Genomic DNA, 18,997 nt, shown 5'->3' with positions numbered 1-18,997 from the left:
CGGCACCGTCGCTGATGCGCGGGCGGCATGGGCCGTGGAGCAAAGCGTCCTGCGCCAGGGATGGCGCAGGCCGAGCGGGCAAGGATGCGCAAGCGACTTTGCGTAACGGCCCATGCCGCCCGCGTTCGCTCCTGATGCGTCCTTTATACCAGACTTAACCTTTCCACCAGCCCGCTGCGGCGCTGGGTTTGCAGCTGCACCGCGCGCTGAAACACCGCGGGTTCGCTGTAGAGCGTCAGCCGCTTGCGCGCGCGGGTAATCGCGGTGTAGACCAGCTCGCGCGTCAGCACCGGCGAGAACTGCGCCGGCATCACCAGCGCGGTATGCTCGAACTCCGATCCCTGCGACTTATGCACCGTCATCGCCCAGGCGGTATCGTGCGGCGGCAGACGACTCGGCTGCACCGCCTTCACCGACCCGTCCGGCAGCGGGAAAAAGACCTTCAGCTGGTTTTCCGCATCGCGCAGGGTAATGCCGATATCGCCGTTGAACAGCCCCAGCGCGCTGTCGTTGCGCGTCACCATCACCGGACGTCCCGCATACCAGCGGCTGCCGATCGCCGGCCGCCGAATGCGCTGTAGCTGCACCAGGCGCTGCTCGATGCGCTGGTTCAGACCCTGTACGCCGAACGGTCCGTCGCGCAGGGCGCAAAGCAGCTGATAGCGGCTGAAGGCCAGCAGAATCTCCTCCACCGGCGCGCGCGACTGCACGAGCTTCAGGAAAGGCCGGTAGCCTTCCGCGACGGCGTCGAGCATCGCCTGATAGGCCTCGCCGCTCTGCAGCGCTTGAAAATCGATATCCTCAAAGGCGGCGTTAATCACCGACTCGACGGCGCGCGCGTCGCCGAGATTGACCGCCCGCGCCAGCTGGCCGATGCCCGACGCCGCATCAAAGCGGTAGCTTTTGCGCAGCAGACAGATGCTGTCGCGCACGTCGGGCGCGCGCGCGTCATCCGCGCCGTCGAGGGCGCACTGGGTCAGCGCCGCGAGCTGCTGCGCGCGCGACAGGCTGTAGCCCGTTTCCGCGCAGCGGCAGATATCGCCCAGCACCGCGCCCGCTTCTACCGACGCCAGCTGATCGCGATCGCCGAGGAAAATCACGCGCGCATGATCCGGCAGCGCGGCGATCAGCTTCGCCATCATCGGAAGATCGACCATAGAGGCTTCGTCCACAACCAGCACGTCAAGATGAAGCCGGTTGGCGGCGTGATAGCGCAGCCGCTGCGTATCGGGCTGCGCGCCCAGCAGACGGTGCAGCGTCGTCGCTTCGCTGGGAAAACGCGCCCGCTCTTCGTCGCTGACCGACAGCGCCTGCAGCGCCTGGCCGAGGGATTCGGTGAGGCGCGCCGCCGCTTTGCCGGTCGGCGCCGCCAGCTGGATGCGCAGATTACTGCGGCTGAGGCGGATCAACGCCGCCAGCAGCTTCGCCACGGTGGTGGTTTTTCCGGTGCCGGGACCGCCGGAAATCACGGCGGTTTTGCGCGTCAGCGCCACGGCGGCGGCGATTTTTTGCCAGTCGTCGGGCCGATCGCCGAACAGCGCGCTCAGCACGCTCTGTGCGGCTGCGATATCCATCTCCGCCATCTCCGCCTGCCGGGTGAAAAAGTGCGCCACCCGGCCTTCGCTTTGCCACAGGCGATGCAGATAGAGCCTTTCATGATTGAGCACCAGCGGCGTGGCGATGCCGCCGTCGCTCAGCGCAGGCCAGCCGGCGAGCGCCGTTTTCCAGCACGACGGCGCGCCCGCTGCGCGCCACAGCGCCTGCGCCAGTTCGGGATGACGTCCGGCGAACAGCATATCGGGAGTCAGGTGCGCCAGCGGCAGGCAGACGTGACCATCGCCCGCTTCGGCGCTGACGCAGGCGGCCGCCAGCAGCCATGCCGGCTGCGAGGCGTCGGCCAGCAGCCGCGCGAACTGAAGATCGAGCGAGCGCAGCAGACGTTTCTCTACCGCCTGATCGAGCAATGACACGATTTCCGTCATACTTCCTCCTCTTTCGGGCGACGAAACAGCGCGTCCAGTCCGGCGACGAAAGAGGCCGACGGACGCGCGGTAAGGATGCCGTTTTGCGGCGAACTGCCATCGACGCCGCGTAAAAACAGATAAAACACGCCGCCAAAGTGGCGCTGATAATCGTAATCGGGCAGGCGATGCTGCAGATAGCGGTGCAGCGCCAGCGTGTAGAGCTGGTACTGCAAATCGTAGCGGTGATCCACCATCGCCTGCGCCATCGCCTGCGGGGTATAGGCCGCTTCGCTCTCCCCGAGCCAGTTGGATTTGTAATCCAGCAGATAATATTGACCGTTCCAGCGAAACACCAGATCGATAAAGCCCTTCAGCATGCCCTGCACCTGTTGGAACTCCAGCTTCGGCGCGCGCGCCGACAGCGCATCGTGCTGGCGCATCAGCGCATCCAGCTCCGAAGCGTTCAGCATGCGCTCCAGCGGCAGATAAAAAGCCATCTCCACCAGCCGGTCCTGATTCTGCAGCGCGCCCAGCGTCAGGCCGTCGCGATTAAGCGGCGTATGCAGCACGCGCGCGATCCAGGCTTCCAGCACCGGCAGCCAGTGCGGCGGATAGCCGTTCTGCTCCAGCTCTGTTTCCAGCAACGCCCTGTCAGGCGGCCGGGTAAAATCGAGTGATTCAAACAGGCCGTGCAGAAAGGTGCCCGGCGCGGCGCCGCGCGGAAAGTGATGCGGCGTCAGGGCGCTCTCCGCCTCGCCGCCCTCTTCGCCCGCGGCGTCGATATCGAAGGTGGGCATCGCCTCCAGCAGCGGCGAACTGCTGTGCTGCTGAAGCCCGGAATAGCTGGTGACGCGCCAGGCGTCGCGCAGATCGCGCGTCACCTGACGACTGCTGAGCGCATCGTCGGGCTGCGCCTGTTCGCGCCAGTTTTCGCCGGGGATCAGATCGTCGCGCAGCACCTCGGTGTCCGCATCCGCCAGCGTCGCCAGGCAGGCGCGCAGGCGGTCGGCGTCGCCGCTCTCGCCCTGCTGCACCAGATAGCCCAGCGCGCTCTTGTGCAGATCGCTGTCGCCCTCTTTTTTGCGCGCGCCCTTAAACAGCGGCGCAATGCCGACGCTGCAGTGAAATACCGAGCGCGTTAAGGCGACGTAGAGCAGGCGCAGATCTTCCGCCAGACGCTCCTGCTCCGCCAGCGCCAGGCTCTCTTCGTCGCCCTGCACGTCGAGCAGCGTCGCGAAGCTCTCCCGATCGTGATAGAGCGCGCTGGCCGCCTCGCGAAAGCCGGCGGCGAAAGGCAGCCACACCAGCGGATACTGCAATCCTTTGGATTTGTGGATAGTGACAATCTGCACCAGGTGGCGATCGCTCTCGAGCCGCAGCTGCTGCTCCGCCGACTGGCTATTGGGCCGGGCGATCTGCTGGGCGAGAAAGCGCACCAGCGCATGCGGGCTGTCGAGGTGTGTCGACGCCTCCTGCAGCAGCTCGCCCAGATGCATCAGGTCGGTGAGCCTGCGCTCGCCGTTCTCTGAGGCGAGCATATTTTCCGCCAGCTGCCGCTGATTCATGACGTCGCGCAGCATCGGCAACACGCCGCGCTGGTGCCAGAGCTGCTGCCAGCCGGCAAACTGCTCGACCAGCGCATCCCACTCGCGCTCGTTCTGGCTCAGCGTATCCAGCGAGGCGGCGTCGATAGCGAAGATGGAGGTGGCCAGCGCGCTGCGCAGCAGACGCTCCTGCTCCGGCGCCTGCACCGCCTGCAGCAGCCACAGCAGCTCGCGCGCTTCGGGCGTGGTATAGACGCTGTCGCGGTTAGAGAGATAAACCGACGGAATCGAGAGGCCGTTCAGCGCGTCGCGGATCAGTCCCGCCTCGTTGCGGCTGCGCACCAGCACGGTAATATCGGACGCCTGCACCGGCCGCAGATTATCGCCTTTGCCCAGCAGCGCGCGCCCCTGCTGGCCGGCGACCAGCCAGCGGCTGATATCGGCGGCGCACTGCTGCGCCATAAACTGCTGATAGTCGCTGACGCCGACGCCGTCGCCAGGCTGCAGCCAGAAGCGCAGCGCCGGCTGCGGCTGCGCATCTTTCAGCAGCGTCAGCTGCTGATTCGGCGCGGCGGGATGAACCGGCAGAAACGGAATCGCCTCGAAGAGAAAAGGCGACGCCATGCGGGCGAAAAGACGGTTCACGCTCTGCACCATGCCCGGCGACGATCGCCAGTTGGTATCGAGCGTATAGTGCGCGGCGACCTCGCTGCGGGCGCGCAAATAGGTAAAGATATCGGCGCCGCGAAAGGCGTAGATCGCCTGTTTGGGGTCGCCGATCAGCAGCAGCGCCAGCTCGGGTTGATTAAGATAGAGCGTGCGGAAAATACGATACTGCTGCGGATCGGTATCCTGAAATTCGTCAATCAGCGCCACCGGATAGCGGGCGCGAATAGTGTCGGCAAGCAGCGCGCCGCCCGGCTGCTGCAGCGCCTCGTCGAGACGGCTCAGCAGATCGTCGAAGCCAAGCAGCGCGCGCAGGCGCTTCTCTTTACGCACCGCGTCGCGCACTTCCACCAGCGCGCGGGCGATAACCAGATCGCGCAGCGACAGCGGCTCGGCGAGAAACGCCTCTACCGCCTGGAACAGCGGATGCTGCGGCGGCTCGCCTTTTTTGGTCTTCTCCACCAGCACGCGCTGGGCGAAACGCTCCAGCTCTTTCGGAAAGAGATAGTCGGTTGTTTCGCTGTTGGCCCACTGGGTGATTTTCGCCACCCAGAGCGGCAGATATTTGCTGCTGTAGCTGTGCTTATCCACGCCGGACTGGCTGACAATGCCTTCGACTTCGTCGCTCACCGCCTGCCACTGGCGCTTCATCTCGCTGATGCGCGCCAGGTTGGCGGCGTGGCGCGTCGCCAGGGTTTCATCGTCGGTCGGCGGCCGCTTCAGCCGCGGCGATTCGCCCTGCAGCCAGGGCCGCAGCGTCGTCAGCAGGCTTTCCGGCCCGTTCCACTCGGCGACGATGGCGCGCGCCACATCCAGCGTCAGCGGATAGCAGTGGCGTCGCCAGAAATCCGCCGTCGCCTGCTTAAACAGCGCCGCCTCATCCTCTATCAGCTCCTGCTCGAACAGCATGCCGGACTCAAAGGCGTTCAGGTTAAGCATGCGCTGGCAGAAGCCGTGAATGGTGAAGATCGCCGCCTCGTCCATCTGACGCTCTGCCGCCAGCAGCAGCGAAGCGGCCTGTGAGAGATCGTCAATCTGCTCCAGCAGAAGCGCCAGCATCGGGTTGCTGCTCGCGCCGCGCACGCAGGCCAGGCGCAGCTCGTGGATATTTTCGCGAATGCGCCCGCGCAGTTCAGCGGTGGCGGCCTCGGTAAAGGTCACCACCAGTATTTCTTCCACCGACAGCGGACGGCTGTAGCTGTTTTCGCCGCCCAACCCTAACAGCAGGCGCAGATAGAGCACGCCGATGGTAAAGGTTTTGCCGGTGCCCGCCGAAGCCTCGATCAGACGCTCGCCGCGCAGCGGCAGCGTCAACGGATTCAGCGATTCAGGGTAACTCATTGCGTCTCACTCTTAACCGGTAGCGACTGCTGCAGTTTCGCCACCTCATTCCAGGTTTTCCAGCCGGGCAGCTGGGCAAAGGCCGCTTTATCCGCGCTGTTGCCAGCAATCTGCGACGTCATCGCCATGCCCTTTTTCTGCAGTACGGCGCGCTGGAAGAAGTCCGCCAGCGCGTCCGGCGTCAGCTGCTGGATCTGCGCGATAACCTTCTGCCGCGTATCGAAGGCGTAGTTCTGGCGATCGAAGTCGCGGCTATAGCGCGATGCCTCTTCGTCAAGGGTCTGCGGCCGCTGCTTCAGTTGATTGATCATCGCCTGCTGATACTGCGCGAAGTCCTCCTGCGGCATGGCGCGCAGCCGCTTCTCTGCCTGCGGGTAGAAGGCCTGATAGCGCTGTAGCAGATAGGCGGGCTGCTTGCTGTTGCTCTGCAGCAGGAAGCCGATGCCCCACTGACGGCCGATCGGCATCTGGAAAGCGAACACCGCATAGCCCAGTTGCTCTTCGGTACGCAGCTGGTTGTAGAACCAGGGCTGCACGATCTGGCTCAGCATCGAACTGTTCGCCATGCCCTGATATTCGTCGTAGCCGAGCGGCACATAGAGCGCCGCCAGCGCCGAATCGGTACTGCTGCCCGCTTTTTGCAGGTTGGCTTTTACCGGCTTAGCGAAAGAGACGTAGTTGCTGCGCCAGCGCTGCGTGCCCTGCGTCTGCATCTGCTGCTTCAGCTCGCGGCCAAGCTGGGTCACGCTTTCGGCGCTGAGGTTGCCCACCGCCAGCAGTTCAGGCGTCGCATGATGGATCAGATTGTCGCGATACGCCACTACCTCGTCGAGGGCGATCGCCTTTACCAGCGCGCGGCGCGTCTCGCGCTGCGTATAGGGGAGCTGCGACAGCATCTGCATCGGCTGGATCGCCAGTTCGAACGCCTTGCCTTTGTCCGCCGCGTCCAGCTGATCGAGATACCAGGATTTTGCCTGCTCCAGCTGCTGCGGCGTAGGCTGAAAGGTGGCATAGCCTTCGACCAGTTTTTTCAGCAGCGTCGGCAGCCGCTGGGTAAAGCCGCTGGCGCTGAAGACCAGCCCGTCGTTTTCGCTGGTGGAGAAGCTGATGCCGCCAACCGACGCCTGCGAGTTAAGCTCATCCAGCGCCAGGCTGGAGAGATAGTCGTTGAGGCCAAACAGCACCTGCTGGCGCGCGTCGCTGATGGCGTGCTGGTTGCGCAGCGCCAGCGTTACCGAGGCTTTCGGCTCGCTGGCGTAAAAACGGCTCGGCATCCAGTAGATCGGCATGCCGAAGTCGTTGGGCAGCGCGACCGGATGGCTGTAGCTTTTGCCATCCTGCGGGATCAGGGTGAAATCGTCAGGAATATAGGGGTTCAGCGTCGGCATCGACAGCTGGATCTGGCTGGCGCGCTGGCGCCAGTCGGCAAAGGTCTGGTCGCTGATGCGATCGACCTGATAGGGCGCGTTAACGAAGTAGGCCTCTTTGTTGTGCGGCTCCTGCGGACTGATATACCAGATGCGCGCATGCTGCGGCGTCATCTCGTCGAGGCGCGCTTTAATGGCGGCGGCATCATAGTCGTCAGCCAGGTATGGCGCGTCCAGCGTATGCTCTACCGGCACGCGCAGCATGGTGTCCGCCAGCCACTCGATGTAATCCATATCGCGCGTCAGTGAGGGATAGCGAAAATCGAGCGCCAGCACGTGCGACACTTCGTCAAAGTAGCGCTTGTCGATGCCCTGCTCGCGCAGCATGGCGATGTAGCTGAAAATCGCCGCCACCACCTCGTCGCGCTGCGCCAGTCCTTTGTCGGTGAGCGAGGCGGTAATGGCGAACACCCCGCTGCTGCGCTCGCTCATCGGATCGGCGCCGGCATTGACGCCGTCCGCCAGCCCCTGCCTTTGCAGCCAGTCGGCCAGAGTGTTTTTGCTGCGGTTGCCGATCAGGTAGCCGATCAGCGTATCGGTCTTGCTGCGGAAGCGATCGCTGTTATTAGCGATGCGGAACTCAATCTTCAGCTGCTTGCGCGGCTGCGCCGGAACGTAGTGGATCACGATGCCCTGCTGCGCCTCGGTCACCACAGGCACGTCGATAGCGGGAACCGTCGCGTCGTGATTCGCGATGCGGCCAAAGGTGTTGGCGGCGATCTGCGCCATCTCCGGCAGCGGTTTATTGCTGTAGAGCACCGCCTTCATCAGGTTGGCGGAGTAGTGGGTATGGTAGAACGTCGACAGCGCGTCGAGCAGCTTGCTGTCCGGCTTATCCTTCAGCGTGTCGAGGTTGCCGCCGGAGAAGCGCGAGCCGGGATGCGCCGGATTAAGCGTCTCCGCGCCGACCTGGGCCATACGCAGACCGTCGCGCGAGCGCGCCATCGTCAGCTCGGCGTTAACGGCGTTGCGTTCGCGATCGGCGTTGACCGGATCGAGCAGCGGCGCGGCCAGCGCGTCCGCCATACGATCCACCGCCGGCTCCAGCGCATCGTTCTCCACCTCAAGGTAAAAGGCGGTGCGGTAGGAAGCGGTGCTGGCGTTGTGGCTGCCGCCATGTTTTTTCAGGAACTCCGCCAGATTATCCGGCTGTGGATAACGCTGCGATCCCATCAGCACCATATGCTCGAGAAAGTGCGCCAGCCCGAGCTGCCGATCCGGATCGTCCAGCGAGCCGATAGGCAGCGTAAGCGCCGCCAGCGACTTCGGCGCCTGCGCGTCGGAAACCAGCAGCACGGTCAGGCCGTTATCGAGCCTGATGGCCTGATACTGGCGCGTATCTTTTTCGCTTTTGCGAATGGTTTCATTGACCGGCCTCCAGCCCGTCTCGGCTTGCGCCAGCGTGGCGCAGGCCGCCAGGCTCAACATCAGCGCCGCTATCCAGCGAGCGTATCTACGCATGTAAACCCCTTCTGTTACCCTTGAAACTGCGCTGCCAGGCAGGCGCAGCCGAAAATGGTGCAAACTGACATACCTTGTTATCGGGCGTCGACGCGTCAGAGCTCGTCGCGCCGCTTGCTATTCATCATCCAGGTGAGCCTGCAACACCGGCAGATACCAGCGCTGCGCAGCCTCGGTGATTTGCGCTATCTGCGCCTCGTTCAATACGCGGCAGAGCCGCTGCAGGTAGGGATCGCCGCCCTCGCCTTCCTGCTGATAGCCCCCCGTCCAGGCCTGCAGCAGGCGATTGCGCGCCTTGACCTGGGTCGCCTCATCCAGCAGCAGCTGCCGCGTTTTTTTGTCGTAACTCGCCGTCAGCCAGGCGCCGCCGCTCTTGTTGAGCAGCAGCAGCGGTTGCGACATGCCTTGCTGATAGCCCTGCATATAGCGCGTCAGCATCGCCTCCGCTTCCGGCTGCGCCACCGCCGCAAAGCGCCAGCGGCTGTTTTCTCTGCCCACCATGCGGCTTTCCCCGTCGCCGCCCAGCGCGCAGTAGATAAGGTGCTCCAGCCAGAGCAGCAGGCCGTCGTTCATGTTCAGCACCCCTGGACGCCAGCGCAGCAGGCCGTCGCGCTGGACCTGCGTCAGCCATCCGGTCAGCGTGACGCCGCCGAGCGGCAGAGCGACTTCCCAGCTGTCGCCTTCGCTGCGCTGCTCGACCACCGCCGCCGCCACCTCCTGCATCTCCTCCTGCTGCGCCTGCCAGAACAGCTCGCCGAACGCGCCGTAAGGCAGGTTGCCTGCGGCGCGATGCAGAGCGTAAAGACGCTGCGTATCTTCGCCCTCCACCAGCGCGTTCAGCAGCTCGGCGTTGATCTGGTAGCGCTCCAGACTGTCGAGCGCGAAAGGCTCGTTGTCCGACAGCTCCGTCTCTTCCAGCCAGAAGGCGACGCCGAGCCGCTGGTGAAACCAGGCGCGCACCGGATGCCGCCAGAAGCGCAGGAACTGCTCGCAGGAGACCGATTCTATCTCCGGCAGCGGCAGCGGCTGCACAAAGTCGGGCTGCGCCTCGCCTTTCCCCTGCGCGGCGGGCAGCCATTCGCGCGCAAAGCTGTGGCAGCGCGACTGCGGGTGAAAATTCTCGGCGGCGAACGGCATGCGGCTGTGAAGATGCTGAATATGATGCTGTACGCGCTGCGCGCTCTCATCCAGCTCCTTCGCCTCGTCGCCGGGCAGACAGAAGCTCTGGCCGATGTAATCCAGCAGCTCTGTGACCAGCACTGAGGGATAGCGTTCCGTATTATCCTGAATTGCGCGGCCGATATAGCTGATATAGAGCCGATCCTGCGCCGAAAGCAGCGCCTCGAGAAACAGGTAGCGGTCGTCGTCGCGTCGGCTGCGATCGCCTTTGCGCGTCTGCTGCTGCATCAGGTCGAAGCCCGGCGCCGGCAGCGTGCGGGGATAAACGCCGTCGTTCATGCCAAGCAGGCAGACCACGCGGAAGGGAATCGATCGCATCGGCATCAGCGTGCAGAAGTTAATCTGACCGGCGAGAAAGCGCTGGCTGATACGCTGCTGATCGAGACGCGCGCGCAGATCGTCGCGCAGCAGCGTCACCGGAATAGCCGCCTCATAACGCGCCGCCTGGCCATATTCGATCAGCTGTTTCCACTGTTCCTCAACCAGCAGCAGCGCGGCTTCCGCTTCGGCGTCGCCGTGGAAGAAGTCGTTGATCATCTCCCGACAAAGCGGCAGCCACCCCTCCAGCGGACGGGATTCGCTGAGCCGCGCGCGCCAGTGGTTCAGCCGCATCAGCAGCTCCGCCAGGTGTCCGGCCAGCTCGCCGACCAGGCCGCTCGACTCGTCGTAGGGCAGAATGCCCTGCCAGTCGCCGTGATGGCTCTCCATCGCATAACCCAGCAGCATGCGCTCCAGGCCGAAGCGCCAGGTGTGCTGGCCGGTGACCGGCAGCGCCAGCGCTTCGGCGCTGTCGTCGTCCAGTCCCCAGCGCACGCCCGACTCGTCCACCCAGCGGCGCAGCAGGCGCAGGCCGCTCTCATCCACCGAAAAACGGTTCGCCAGCGCTGGCACCTCCAGCAGCGCCAGCACATCTTCCGCCGCAAAGCGGCTGTCCGGCAGCGCCAGCAGGCTGAGAAAGGCGAAGATCGCCGGATGCGCCTGGCTGGCGCGGCGATCGGAGATAGAGAACGGCAGGTAGCGATCGGCAGGCGCGTTAGCGAAGACCGCCTGAATAAAGGGAGCGTAGCTGTCGATATCGGCCACCATCACGATAACATCGCGCGGTTTGAGCGTGGGATCCGCCTCCATCATCGCCAGCAAATGATCCTGCAGCACTTCCACTTCGCGCTGGGCGCTGTGGCAGATCTGCACGCTAATCGACCGATCGTCGGGATCGAGCAGACGCTTGCTGCCGCTCCAGGCGAGCTCTTCCGCGTTCAGCCCCAGCACCGCGTTATCCTGCAGGTGCAGCAGATCGTGCTGCATGGCGTGCAGCAGGTTGTCTTCCTCGACCTCGACGAAGGCGTCAACGTCATCCGCCTCGTCCATCTGACTCAGCAGGAAAAGGTTGTCGCGGCCCAGCTTGCCCCAGGAGGCCAGCAGCGGGTTGCTGAGCTGCTGTTCCCCTTCCGCGTTGAAACGCGCGGGCGCGTCGAGCGGATCGCTGAAGAGATCGCGCGCCTCTTCGCTGTCGAGGCGACGCCGCTGGCGGCTCTGCAGCTTCGCCAGGAAGGCGTAATCCTGAATATCGCCCCAGTAATCGCGACAGGGATTGGTAAACAGCAGATGAATATCGATATGGCGGCCCAGCGCCTGCAGCGCCTGGAGATAGACCGGCGGCAAGGCGGAGATGCCGCAGATAAAGACGCGCTTTGGCAGGCTGGGCGGCGCATGCTCGGCTCGCTCCAGCGTGTGAATAAAGCGCGCGTAGAGATTGGCGCGGTGCCATTTCGGCTGTCCCAGCGCCTCGGTGTAGGCCACCAGATCGCGCCAGAGCGCCGACTGCCACAGCTGCGCATCGCCCAGTCCCTCTACCAGCTCGCCCTGCTCCCAGCGATTCAGCCAGTCGGCGCGATAGACCAGATACTGGTCAAAGAGATCGGCAACGCGTGAGCAGAGCTGGAACAGCTTGCGCTTATCGCTGTCGTCATGCAGATAGTGGCGCAGCGAAACAAAGGCCTCTTCGGTCAGCAGCGTCGGCAGGCGATGCATCAGCTTCCAGCTCATGCTGGCTTTGGTAAAGGCGCTTTCGGCGGGAATATCCGGCAGCACGCGCACGAACATATCCCAGATAAAGGAGGCGGGAAGCGGAAAGTCGATATTAGCGGCGATGCCGAAGGTGTGCGCCAGCTCCATCTGCAGCCACTGCGCCATGCCGGGACTCTGCACCAGCACGGTTTCAGCGGCGAAGGGATCGCTAAGAGGGTCATGTTCTATCACCGCTGCCGCGAGAATCTTCAGAACATCGAGCTGGTTTGAGTGATAAACGTGAAACATGAAAACTCCTGTGGTGACACTGTCTGGCGCGGCAAAGCGGCAGACTGGTCACTCTACCGCGTATCGCCGGGGTTGCCCATAGCGTGGGGGCGCTTTTGCCTCTCAGCAACGTAAACGCGTCAGCATGGCGCGCGCCTCGTAAGGTCCGCTGACCTCGGCGCGCTCCAGCGTGCAGGTCGAGACGGCGCCGCTGCGCTGGAGCGAGGTGCGCCAGCCCGCAACCTCGTGGCCCATCAGACGCTGCGCGGCGACGCGCGCCGCCACGCGCTGCTGCCACTGCTGGTTGAAGCCCTGCGTCAGAGCGCGGTGATACTGCAGCAGCGCGCTGACGCTTGTCGCCAGCAGCAGCAGCGCGAACAGCGCTTCCGGCAGGCTGAACCCGCGCTGCCTACAGGCAGAGCGCTGCCGCCGCCAGCGGGCAGTAGTCGATCCAGCCGTGCGGCAGCGGCCTGATCCGCTCGCCTTCCCTCGCCACCCAGCGCCGCAGCGCCAGGTCGCTCGCCGCCGCGCGGCCTGTAAGTAACGCTCGTTCATCGCTTACCTTCTGCAAACAGCTTTGCCAGCCCTGCTCTGGCGCCTGCTGACAGTCCTGCGGCGTCGTCCAGCTCAGCGTCAGCCCCCACTGCAGCGCCGACTGCGCCGCCCAGAAATCGCGATAGTGTTGCCGCTCGTCGGCCACCAGCGACATCCCCTGCTCCAGCCGTTCCCGGCTGGCGTGCAGCGTCAGGCTGCCTGCCAGCAGGATCGTCAGCACCATACCCAGCGCGCTGTTGCCTTGTTGATTCACAGATTTTCGCCCTCGATCCAGCTCTCCAGCGTTTCCAGCCAGCGACCGGCGCGACCGGCCAGCCGCAGCTTAACCAGCGCGCCCGTGCGTTCGATGCTGAACTGCTCAATAGTGAGAAAGGCGGGATCGGTCAGACGTTCCCAGCCGGTGCCGCCGCAGCCGTCCACGCCGCGCTGGGTTTCCAGCTGCTTTTGCCGCAGCCGAAAGCCGTAGTAATCGCTTTCGCTGTGGCTCACGCCTTCCCATTTCCCGTTGCTGTTGTCGTCCCAGCGCAGCAGCAGGCAGCCAGAGGAGAGGCTGAGCGCCGTCCCGCCGCACTCGCCGTTGCAGTAGCCGGCGCGGCGCACCGCTTTCTCCAGCGTCTGCATCAGCTGCTGCAGATCTTCCCGCAGCTGAACGCGCTGCTGCAGGCGCAAACTCTCTCCGATTAGCAGCGGTAAAAAGCGTCCTGCGCTCAGCATCAGCACGGCGCTGACGGCCATCGCCACCAGCATCTCCAGCAGGCTGAATCCCGCCCTCTTCAGTCGCATCCCTGCTCCTCCGGCTGGCAGAGACGAATGCGGGCGCGCGCGGAGATAATCAGCCGCAGCCGGCCGCTGGCGTTGCCGAACTCCAGGCTGCCCGCCTTCGCCATGCTGCGGCGGCCGTAAAAGCCCGGCTCGCCGCGCAGCGCGGTCAGGCTAACGCCGGGATAAGGCGCGACGAACCGCAGCCGCCCGCCGCGCGCGCAGCCGCCGTCAGGTTTCGGGCCGCTGCCCACACAGCCGCGCTCGCCCGGTATCAGCCAGAGCGCGCGATTCTGGTTCTGCCAGTTGGCCTGGGCGCGCAGCCGCTGTAAAAAGCCCTGCAGCTGTTGCGCGGTCTCGCGCAGCTGCTGTCGCTGCTGCCAGCGCTGCCAGCCCTGCAGCGCGCCGAGGCTGAGGATGCCGACGATAACCAGCACCAACAGCAGTTCCGGCAGCGTAAAGCCCTGGTCTGTTCTCTTTTTCATGACGCTACTCTGCCGCGCCACGCGCGCCGTCGCCAGCGGCGCTGACCGGGCATGCGCGCCGCTTTCCAGCAAAAATGGGCGTGTTGCAGACAGCCGCAAAGAAATAGGGCAGAAGGCGCAAAAGCTGGATAAAAAAAGCCCCGGCGAGCAGGGCTACGCCGGGGCTTTGTTACCGCAGGTCGGAAGGTTACACCGCGACCGGCGCCTTAATGGCGGGATGAGGATCGTAGCCTTCGATCTCGAAATCCTCGAAGCAGTAGTCGAAGATCGAGTCGGGCTTGCGTTTAATCACCAGCTTCGGCAGCGCGCGCGGCTCGCGCGTCAGCTGCAGGCGCGCCTGCTCCAGATGGTTGCTGTAGAGGTGCGTGTCGCCGCCGGTCCAGACGAAATCGCCGACCTGCAGATCGCACTGCTGCGCCACCATATGCACCAGCAGCGCGTAGCTGGCGATATTGAACGGCAGGCCAAGGAAGATATCGCAGGAGCGCTGATAGAGCTGGCAGGAGAGTTTGCCGTCCGCCACGTAGAACTGGAAGAACGCGTGGCACGGCGCCAGCGCCATCTCGTCCAGCTCGCCGACGTTCCACGCCGAGACGATAATACGGCGCGAATCGGGATCGCGTTTCAGCTGCTCGATAACCTTCGCAATCTGGTCGATCTCTTCGCCGCGCGCGCTACCCCAGCTGCGCCACTGTTTGCCGTAAACCGGACCAAGGTCGCCGTTTTCATCCGCCCACTCGTCCCAGATAGTGACCTTGTTCTCTTTCAGATAGCGGATATTGGTCTCGCCTTTCAGAAACCAAAGCAGCTCGTGAATGATTGAGCGCAGATGCACTTTTTTCGTGGTCACCAGCGGAAAGCCGTCCTGCAGGTTGAAACGCATCTGGTGGCCGAAAATCGACAGCGTGCCGGTGCCGGTACGGTCAGATTTCGGCGTGCCGTGGTTCAGCACATGTTGCATCAGGTCCAGATACTGTTTCATTTTACCTCTCGAGTGTGTTGCTGCGGGCGACGACGATACGCCCAGACCATCATGATAATGCCCGCCAGGATCATCGGAATGGAGAGGATCTGCCCCATACTGACGCCGCCCTCGAACAGGCCGAGCTGCGCATCCGGCTGACGGAAGAATTCAACGATAATGCGAAACGCGCCGTAGCCGATCAGGAACAGGCCGGAGACGCTGCCCATCGGACGCGGTTTGCGAATAAACAGGTTGAGAATAATAAACAGCACCACGCCTTCCAGCATCAGTTCATAGAGCTGGGACGGATGACGCGGCAGCACGCCGTAGGTGTTCAGCAGATCCTGGTAGCCCGGGTTATTCGCCGCCAGCGCCACATCTTCGCTGCGCGAGCCGGGGAAGAGCATGGCGAATTTGAAATCAGGCGCCACGCGGCCCCACAGTTCGCCGTTGATAAAGTTGCCGAGACGGCCTGCGCCGAGGCCGAACGGGATCAGCGGCGCGATAAAGTCAGAGACCTGGAAAAAGGTGCGTTTGGTGCGGCGCGCGAAGATCAGCATCACCACGATAACGCCGATCAGACCGCCGTGGAACGACATGCCGCCATCCCAGACTTTGAACAGATAGAGCGGATTGTCCAGAAACAGCGGCAGGTTATAGAAAAGCACGTAGCCGATGCGGCCGCCGAGGAAGACGCCGAGGAAGCCAGCATAGAGCAGGTTTTCAACCTCCTCTTTTTTCCAGCCGCTGCCGGGTTTGTTGGCGCGGCGCACCGCCAGCCACATGGCAAAAATAAAGCCGACGAGGTACATCAGTCCGTACCAGTGCAGCGAAACCGGTCCGATTGAGAAGATCACCGGATCGAACTGCGGAAATGCGATATAGCCGTTATTCATCATTCACCATTCAATTTTCAGCCCTGAAAAAGGGGCGCCAGGCGGATATGTTAAAGGCTGCGCATGATAGCACAGCCTGGTTTTTTACAGAGCAGCGTAAATGTAAACGAGGATAACGCCTAGCGCCCGCCGCGGATCAGGCCGCCCAGCCCACGTCGCTCCATAAAGGCGGCGACCAGATGGCGGACCTCCGACGCGGTGTGTGCGCTCAGGCCTTGCTCGCTCAGCTTTTGCGTCTCTTCTTTATCCAGATGGCGCAGCAGATATTTTACGCGCGGCACGTTCTTGCCGTTCATGCTGAGATGGTGATAGCCAAGCCCCACCAGCAGCGCGACGCACATCGGATCGCCCGCCATTTCACCACAAAGACAGAGTTCGAGATTCGCCAGACGGGCTTCGGTGGCGATCGCCTGCAGCGCGCGGAGCATAGCGGGATGCAGCGGATCGTAGAGGTTGGCGACGCGCGTATTGTTGCGATCTACCGCCATCAGATACTGGGTCAGATCGTTGGTGCCGACCGAAACGAAATCGACGCGCGACTGCAGCTGCGGGATCATAAACAGCATCGACGGCACTTCGATCATCACGCCGATGCGCGGCTTCGGGATCACGTAGCCCAGCATCTCCTCTACCTCGCGTCCGGCGCGCTGGATCAGCCGCACCGCGTCGTCGATCTCGTCGATATGGCTGATCATCGGCAGCAGAATGCTGAGGTTGCCGGAGGCGGCGTTGGCGCGCAGCATTGCGCGCACCTGCACCAGAAAAATTTCCGGCTGATCGAGCGTCAGCCGAATGCCGCGCCAGCCGAGGCAAGGATTCTCTTCGCTGATCGGCATATAGGGCAGCTGTTTATCGGCGCCGACGTCGAGCGTGCGCAGCGTGACCGGCTTGTTGTGAAACAGCTGCAGCATGCCCTGATACTGCGCCACCTGCTCCTCTTCGGACGGGAAGCCGTTCTGCAGCATAAAGGGAATTTCGGTGCGGTAGAGGCCGATGCCGTCCACCCAGCTGTCGAGCGTCTGTTCATGCTCCGGGCTGAGGCCAGCGTTAAGCATCACCTGGATGCGCTCGCCGCTTTTCAGCTCGCCCGGCTGATCGACGACTCCTTCCGCCATTTTGCTCAGCGCGTTCTCTTCGCTGATCAGACGCTGATACTCCTGCACCAGCACCGGCTCGGGATCGATTAACAGCTCGCCGCGGTAGCCGTCGACGATTAGCAGACGTTTATTGAGCTGCGCGGGCAGGATATCCGCGCCCATCACCGTGGGAATGCCCATGGCGCGCGTCAGGATAGCGGCGTGCGAGTTCGCGGCGCCGTCGCGCACCACGATGCCCGCCAGCCGCTCGTGCGGCAGCTCCGCCAGCGTGGTGGCGGTGAGTTCGTCGGCCACCAGCACAAAACGTTCCGGCCAGGCATTGGTACCGACCAGCGAGTCATCGAGATGAAACAGCAGGCGCTGGCCCAGCACGCGCAGATCGCCCGCGCGCTCGCGCAGGTAGCTGTCGCTCAGGCTGGCGAACTGGGCGGCGAATTTTTCGATGACCTTTTTGACCGCCCATTCGGCGACCGATCCCTGCTCGATCTCATCGAACAGATCTTTTTTCAGGCGGGCATCGGTCAACAGGTGGGAGTAAAGATCGAAGATCGCCGCGCTCTCTTTCTGCACGCCGGCGGCGAAACGTTTGCTGAAGCGGCGGAATTCGCTGGCGGCTTCGCTCATCGCCAGCACCAGCCGCTCGCGTTCGCGCTGCACGTCGAGCGTCGAGGCGGCGGAGACCTGATCCAGCAGCGGCTGCGTTTCGTCTACCCAGCCCGGCGCAACGGCGACGCCCGGCGCGGCGGCGATAGCGCGCACCCGCGTCTGGCGGAACTGGCCGAACAGCTGGCCGAGCTGCGACTGCGACAGCAGGGTCGCCATCTGCGTCGCCAGCGTGACCAGGAAGGACTCTTCGCTCTCATCGAACTGTCGATGTTCGCGCTGCTGCACCACCAGCACGCCCAGCAGCTGCCGGCGGCTGATGATCGGCACGCCAAGGAAAGAGCGATAGCGCTCTTCTTTAACGGCGGGAATATATTTGAAGCTGGGGTGGCTTTGCGCATCCGCAAGGTTGATGGGTTCGGCGAGCCGTCCCACCAGGCCGACGATCCCTTCGTCGAACGCCAGCGTAACGGTGCGCCCGCGCGGTTTTTTCAGGCCGCGCGTGGCCATCAGGTAGTAGCAATGGTGATCGTGATCCGCGAGATAAACAGAGCACACTTCCGTGTCCATCGCCAGGCAGATCTCATTAACCAGGATGTCGAGCGCGTCGTTAAGCCGCGGCGCGCCCGCCACCTTTTCTACTATTTCGCGCAACTGAGTGAGCATAAGGGCGTGGCCTATCCTCTTTTCCGTCGATGGGCTGGCGCGCTGCGCTGCTGCCCCGCACTCTCCTGCATCGACATTACCACGCCAGCGAATTCCTTCATCACGCGGCGATAAACGTCGCGTTTAAAGGAGACAACCTGACGCACCGGATACCAGAAGCTCACCCAGCGCCAGCCGTCGAACTCCGGCGTGCTGCTGTGTTGCACATTGATATCCGCGTCACTGCTCATCAACTGCAGAAGAAACCACTTTTGTTTCTGGCCGATACACACCGGCTTTGTGTCCCAACGCACCAAACGTTTTGGCAATTTGTAGCGCAACCAGTTTCGGGTAGATGCAAGTATTCGAACATCTTTACGGTGTAAACCGACTTCTTCGAACAGTTCGCGATACATCGCCTGTTCGGCGGTTTCACCGGGATTGATGCCTCCCTGAGGAAACTGCCAGGAGTGCTGTCCAAAGCGCCTGGCCCACAACACTTGTCCTTGCCTGTTACAGATTACGATACCAACATTCGGGCGGTAGCCATCATCATCGATCACTGGACTACCTCAAAGCTAAATTTGAATAGCCTGATTGTTTCACACTCCTTACAGGCGGTAAACCACTGGATTGTGGGGAAGAACGCGGCGCTGCACCTGGATAACTCACAGTATTGACCCGAGTTATAAACAATTAAGGCGGCAAAGAGGCGATCTTATTCACGTTTTCTGTGGATAGCTTTGTGCAGAACACGGGAATTAGCTGAATAAACTTTTGTGTCCGTTATCAGCCCCGCATAGTGACAACTGATTTTTATAGTTTAAAAACAGTCAATTAATCGACTCTTATTCAGAATAAAAATGGCTACATTTGTGGAGGAAGGCGCGAAAGCGTTTTAGCTGGTTAAAGATCAAGCGACGTCGTTTTTATCCACAGACAATGCAGTAAACTTGCTCATCACTGGATAAAAAAGCGCCTTTTATGTGAAAGTCAAGGCTGTAAATGGAACCAGTAGCGCGAGTGCAGCGGGGTTATCCCACCGATCTGTGGATAACTCAGGCGAAGATCCTGTTCATTATTGCCGTCAGTCCGGGATAACCTTGTACGACTGCG

The 18,997-nt window shown here is 62.7% G+C and carries 12 protein-coding genes; all 12 read right to left on the bottom strand.

Translation table 11 applies throughout. The annotated features are described in order from the left end of the window. Nucleotides 1-143 precede the first annotated feature (143 nt). On the bottom strand, nt 144-1,982 hold the full coding sequence (gene recD, locus B3229_RS06645; RefSeq protein ID WP_277268700.1) for an exodeoxyribonuclease V subunit alpha: 1,839 nt from the start codon (nt 1,980-1,982) through the stop codon (nt 144-146). Further along, complete coding sequence (recB, locus tag B3229_RS06640; protein ID WP_286870166.1) at nt 1,979-5,515, bottom strand: exodeoxyribonuclease V subunit beta; 3,537 nt, start codon at nt 5,513-5,515, stop codon at nt 1,979-1,981. Before recB ends, recD begins: the two co-directional genes overlap by 4 nt. Then, nucleotides 5,512-8,403: a pitrilysin gene (ptrA, locus tag B3229_RS06635; RefSeq protein WP_286870165.1), complete on the bottom strand. Its 2,892-nt coding sequence runs from the start codon at nt 8,401-8,403 to the stop codon at nt 5,512-5,514. The genes recB and ptrA overlap by 4 nt, the downstream gene beginning before the upstream one ends. 117 nt (nt 8,404-8,520) lie before the next feature. After that, complete coding sequence (gene recC, locus B3229_RS06630) at nt 8,521-11,898, bottom strand: exodeoxyribonuclease V subunit gamma (protein WP_286870164.1); 3,378 nt, start codon at nt 11,896-11,898, stop codon at nt 8,521-8,523. Nucleotides 11,899-12,000: 102 nt separating this feature from the next. After that, nucleotides 12,001-12,198, bottom strand: a complete 198-nt coding sequence (locus tag B3229_RS06625; RefSeq protein ID WP_313589366.1) for a prepilin-type N-terminal cleavage/methylation domain-containing protein — start codon at nt 12,196-12,198, stop codon at nt 12,001-12,003. Nucleotides 12,199-12,286: 88 nt separating this feature from the next. Further along, complete coding sequence (locus B3229_RS06620) at nt 12,287-12,685, bottom strand: DUF2509 family protein (RefSeq protein ID WP_286870163.1); 399 nt, start codon at nt 12,683-12,685, stop codon at nt 12,287-12,289. Next, nucleotides 12,682-13,215: a prepilin peptidase-dependent protein gene (locus tag B3229_RS06615; RefSeq protein ID WP_048785756.1), complete on the bottom strand. Its 534-nt coding sequence runs from the start codon at nt 13,213-13,215 to the stop codon at nt 12,682-12,684. Before B3229_RS06615 ends, B3229_RS06620 begins: the two co-directional genes overlap by 4 nt. Continuing rightward, nucleotides 13,206-13,676 carry a prepilin-type N-terminal cleavage/methylation domain-containing protein gene (locus B3229_RS06610; RefSeq protein WP_286870162.1) on the bottom strand — a complete coding sequence of 157 codons (471 nt, stop codon included), beginning with the start codon at nt 13,674-13,676 and terminating at the stop codon, nt 13,206-13,208. Before B3229_RS06610 ends, B3229_RS06615 begins: the two co-directional genes overlap by 10 nt. Nucleotides 13,677-13,863: 187 nt before the next feature. Then, nucleotides 13,864-14,658 (bottom strand): thymidylate synthase, encoded by a 795-nt coding sequence (thyA, locus tag B3229_RS06605; RefSeq protein ID WP_048785758.1) that lies wholly within the window; start codon nt 14,656-14,658, stop codon nt 13,864-13,866. Continuing rightward, nucleotides 14,655-15,536 carry a prolipoprotein diacylglyceryl transferase gene (gene lgt / locus B3229_RS06600; RefSeq protein WP_033752900.1) on the bottom strand — a complete coding sequence of 294 codons (882 nt, stop codon included), beginning with the start codon at nt 15,534-15,536 and terminating at the stop codon, nt 14,655-14,657. Before lgt ends, thyA begins: the two co-directional genes overlap by 4 nt. A gap of 119 nt (nt 15,537-15,655) precedes the next feature. Next, nucleotides 15,656-17,902 carry a phosphoenolpyruvate--protein phosphotransferase gene (gene ptsP, locus B3229_RS06595; protein WP_033752841.1) on the bottom strand — a complete coding sequence of 749 codons (2,247 nt, stop codon included), beginning with the start codon at nt 17,900-17,902 and terminating at the stop codon, nt 15,656-15,658. An 11-nt stretch (nt 17,903-17,913) separates the two neighbouring features. Next, nucleotides 17,914-18,444: an RNA pyrophosphohydrolase gene (rppH, locus tag B3229_RS06590; RefSeq protein ID WP_033752842.1), complete on the bottom strand. Its 531-nt coding sequence runs from the start codon at nt 18,442-18,444 to the stop codon at nt 17,914-17,916. Between the last annotated feature and the right edge of the window lie 553 nt (nt 18,445-18,997).

It is taken from the genome of Pantoea sp. UBA5035, assembly GCF_002415245.1.
GTDB classification, from domain to species: Bacteria; Pseudomonadota; Gammaproteobacteria; order Enterobacterales; family Enterobacteriaceae; genus Pantoea; species Pantoea septica.
The sequence above is the reverse complement of the archived record's forward strand: the minus strand, read 5'-3'. Positions and strand labels throughout refer to the sequence as shown.

What these genes read in the sequence shown, in the direction of transcription:
- recD (WP_277268700.1), bottom strand. Translation starts at nt 1,982, where the DNA reads ATGACGGAAATCGTGTCATTGCTCGATCAGGCGGTAGAGAAACGTCTG.
- recB (WP_286870166.1), bottom strand. Translation starts at nt 5,515, where the DNA reads ATGAGTTACCCTGAATCGCTGAATCCGTTGACGCTGCCGCTGCGCGGC.
- ptrA (WP_286870165.1), bottom strand. Translation starts at nt 8,403, where the DNA reads ATGCGTAGATACGCTCGCTGGATAGCGGCGCTGATGTTGAGCCTGGCG.
- recC (WP_286870164.1), bottom strand. Translation starts at nt 11,898, where the DNA reads ATGTTTCACGTTTATCACTCAAACCAGCTCGATGTTCTGAAGATTCTC.
- B3229_RS06615 (WP_048785756.1), bottom strand. Translation starts at nt 13,215, where the DNA reads ATGCGACTGAAGAGGGCGGGATTCAGCCTGCTGGAGATGCTGGTGGCG.
- B3229_RS06610 (WP_286870162.1), bottom strand. Translation starts at nt 13,676, where the DNA reads ATGAAAAAGAGAACAGACCAGGGCTTTACGCTGCCGGAACTGCTGTTG.
- thyA (WP_048785758.1), bottom strand. Translation starts at nt 14,658, where the DNA reads ATGAAACAGTATCTGGACCTGATGCAACATGTGCTGAACCACGGCACG.
- lgt (WP_033752900.1), bottom strand. Translation starts at nt 15,536, where the DNA reads ATGAATAACGGCTATATCGCATTTCCGCAGTTCGATCCGGTGATCTTC.
- ptsP (WP_033752841.1), bottom strand. Translation starts at nt 17,902, where the DNA reads ATGCTCACTCAGTTGCGCGAAATAGTAGAAAAGGTGGCGGGCGCGCCG.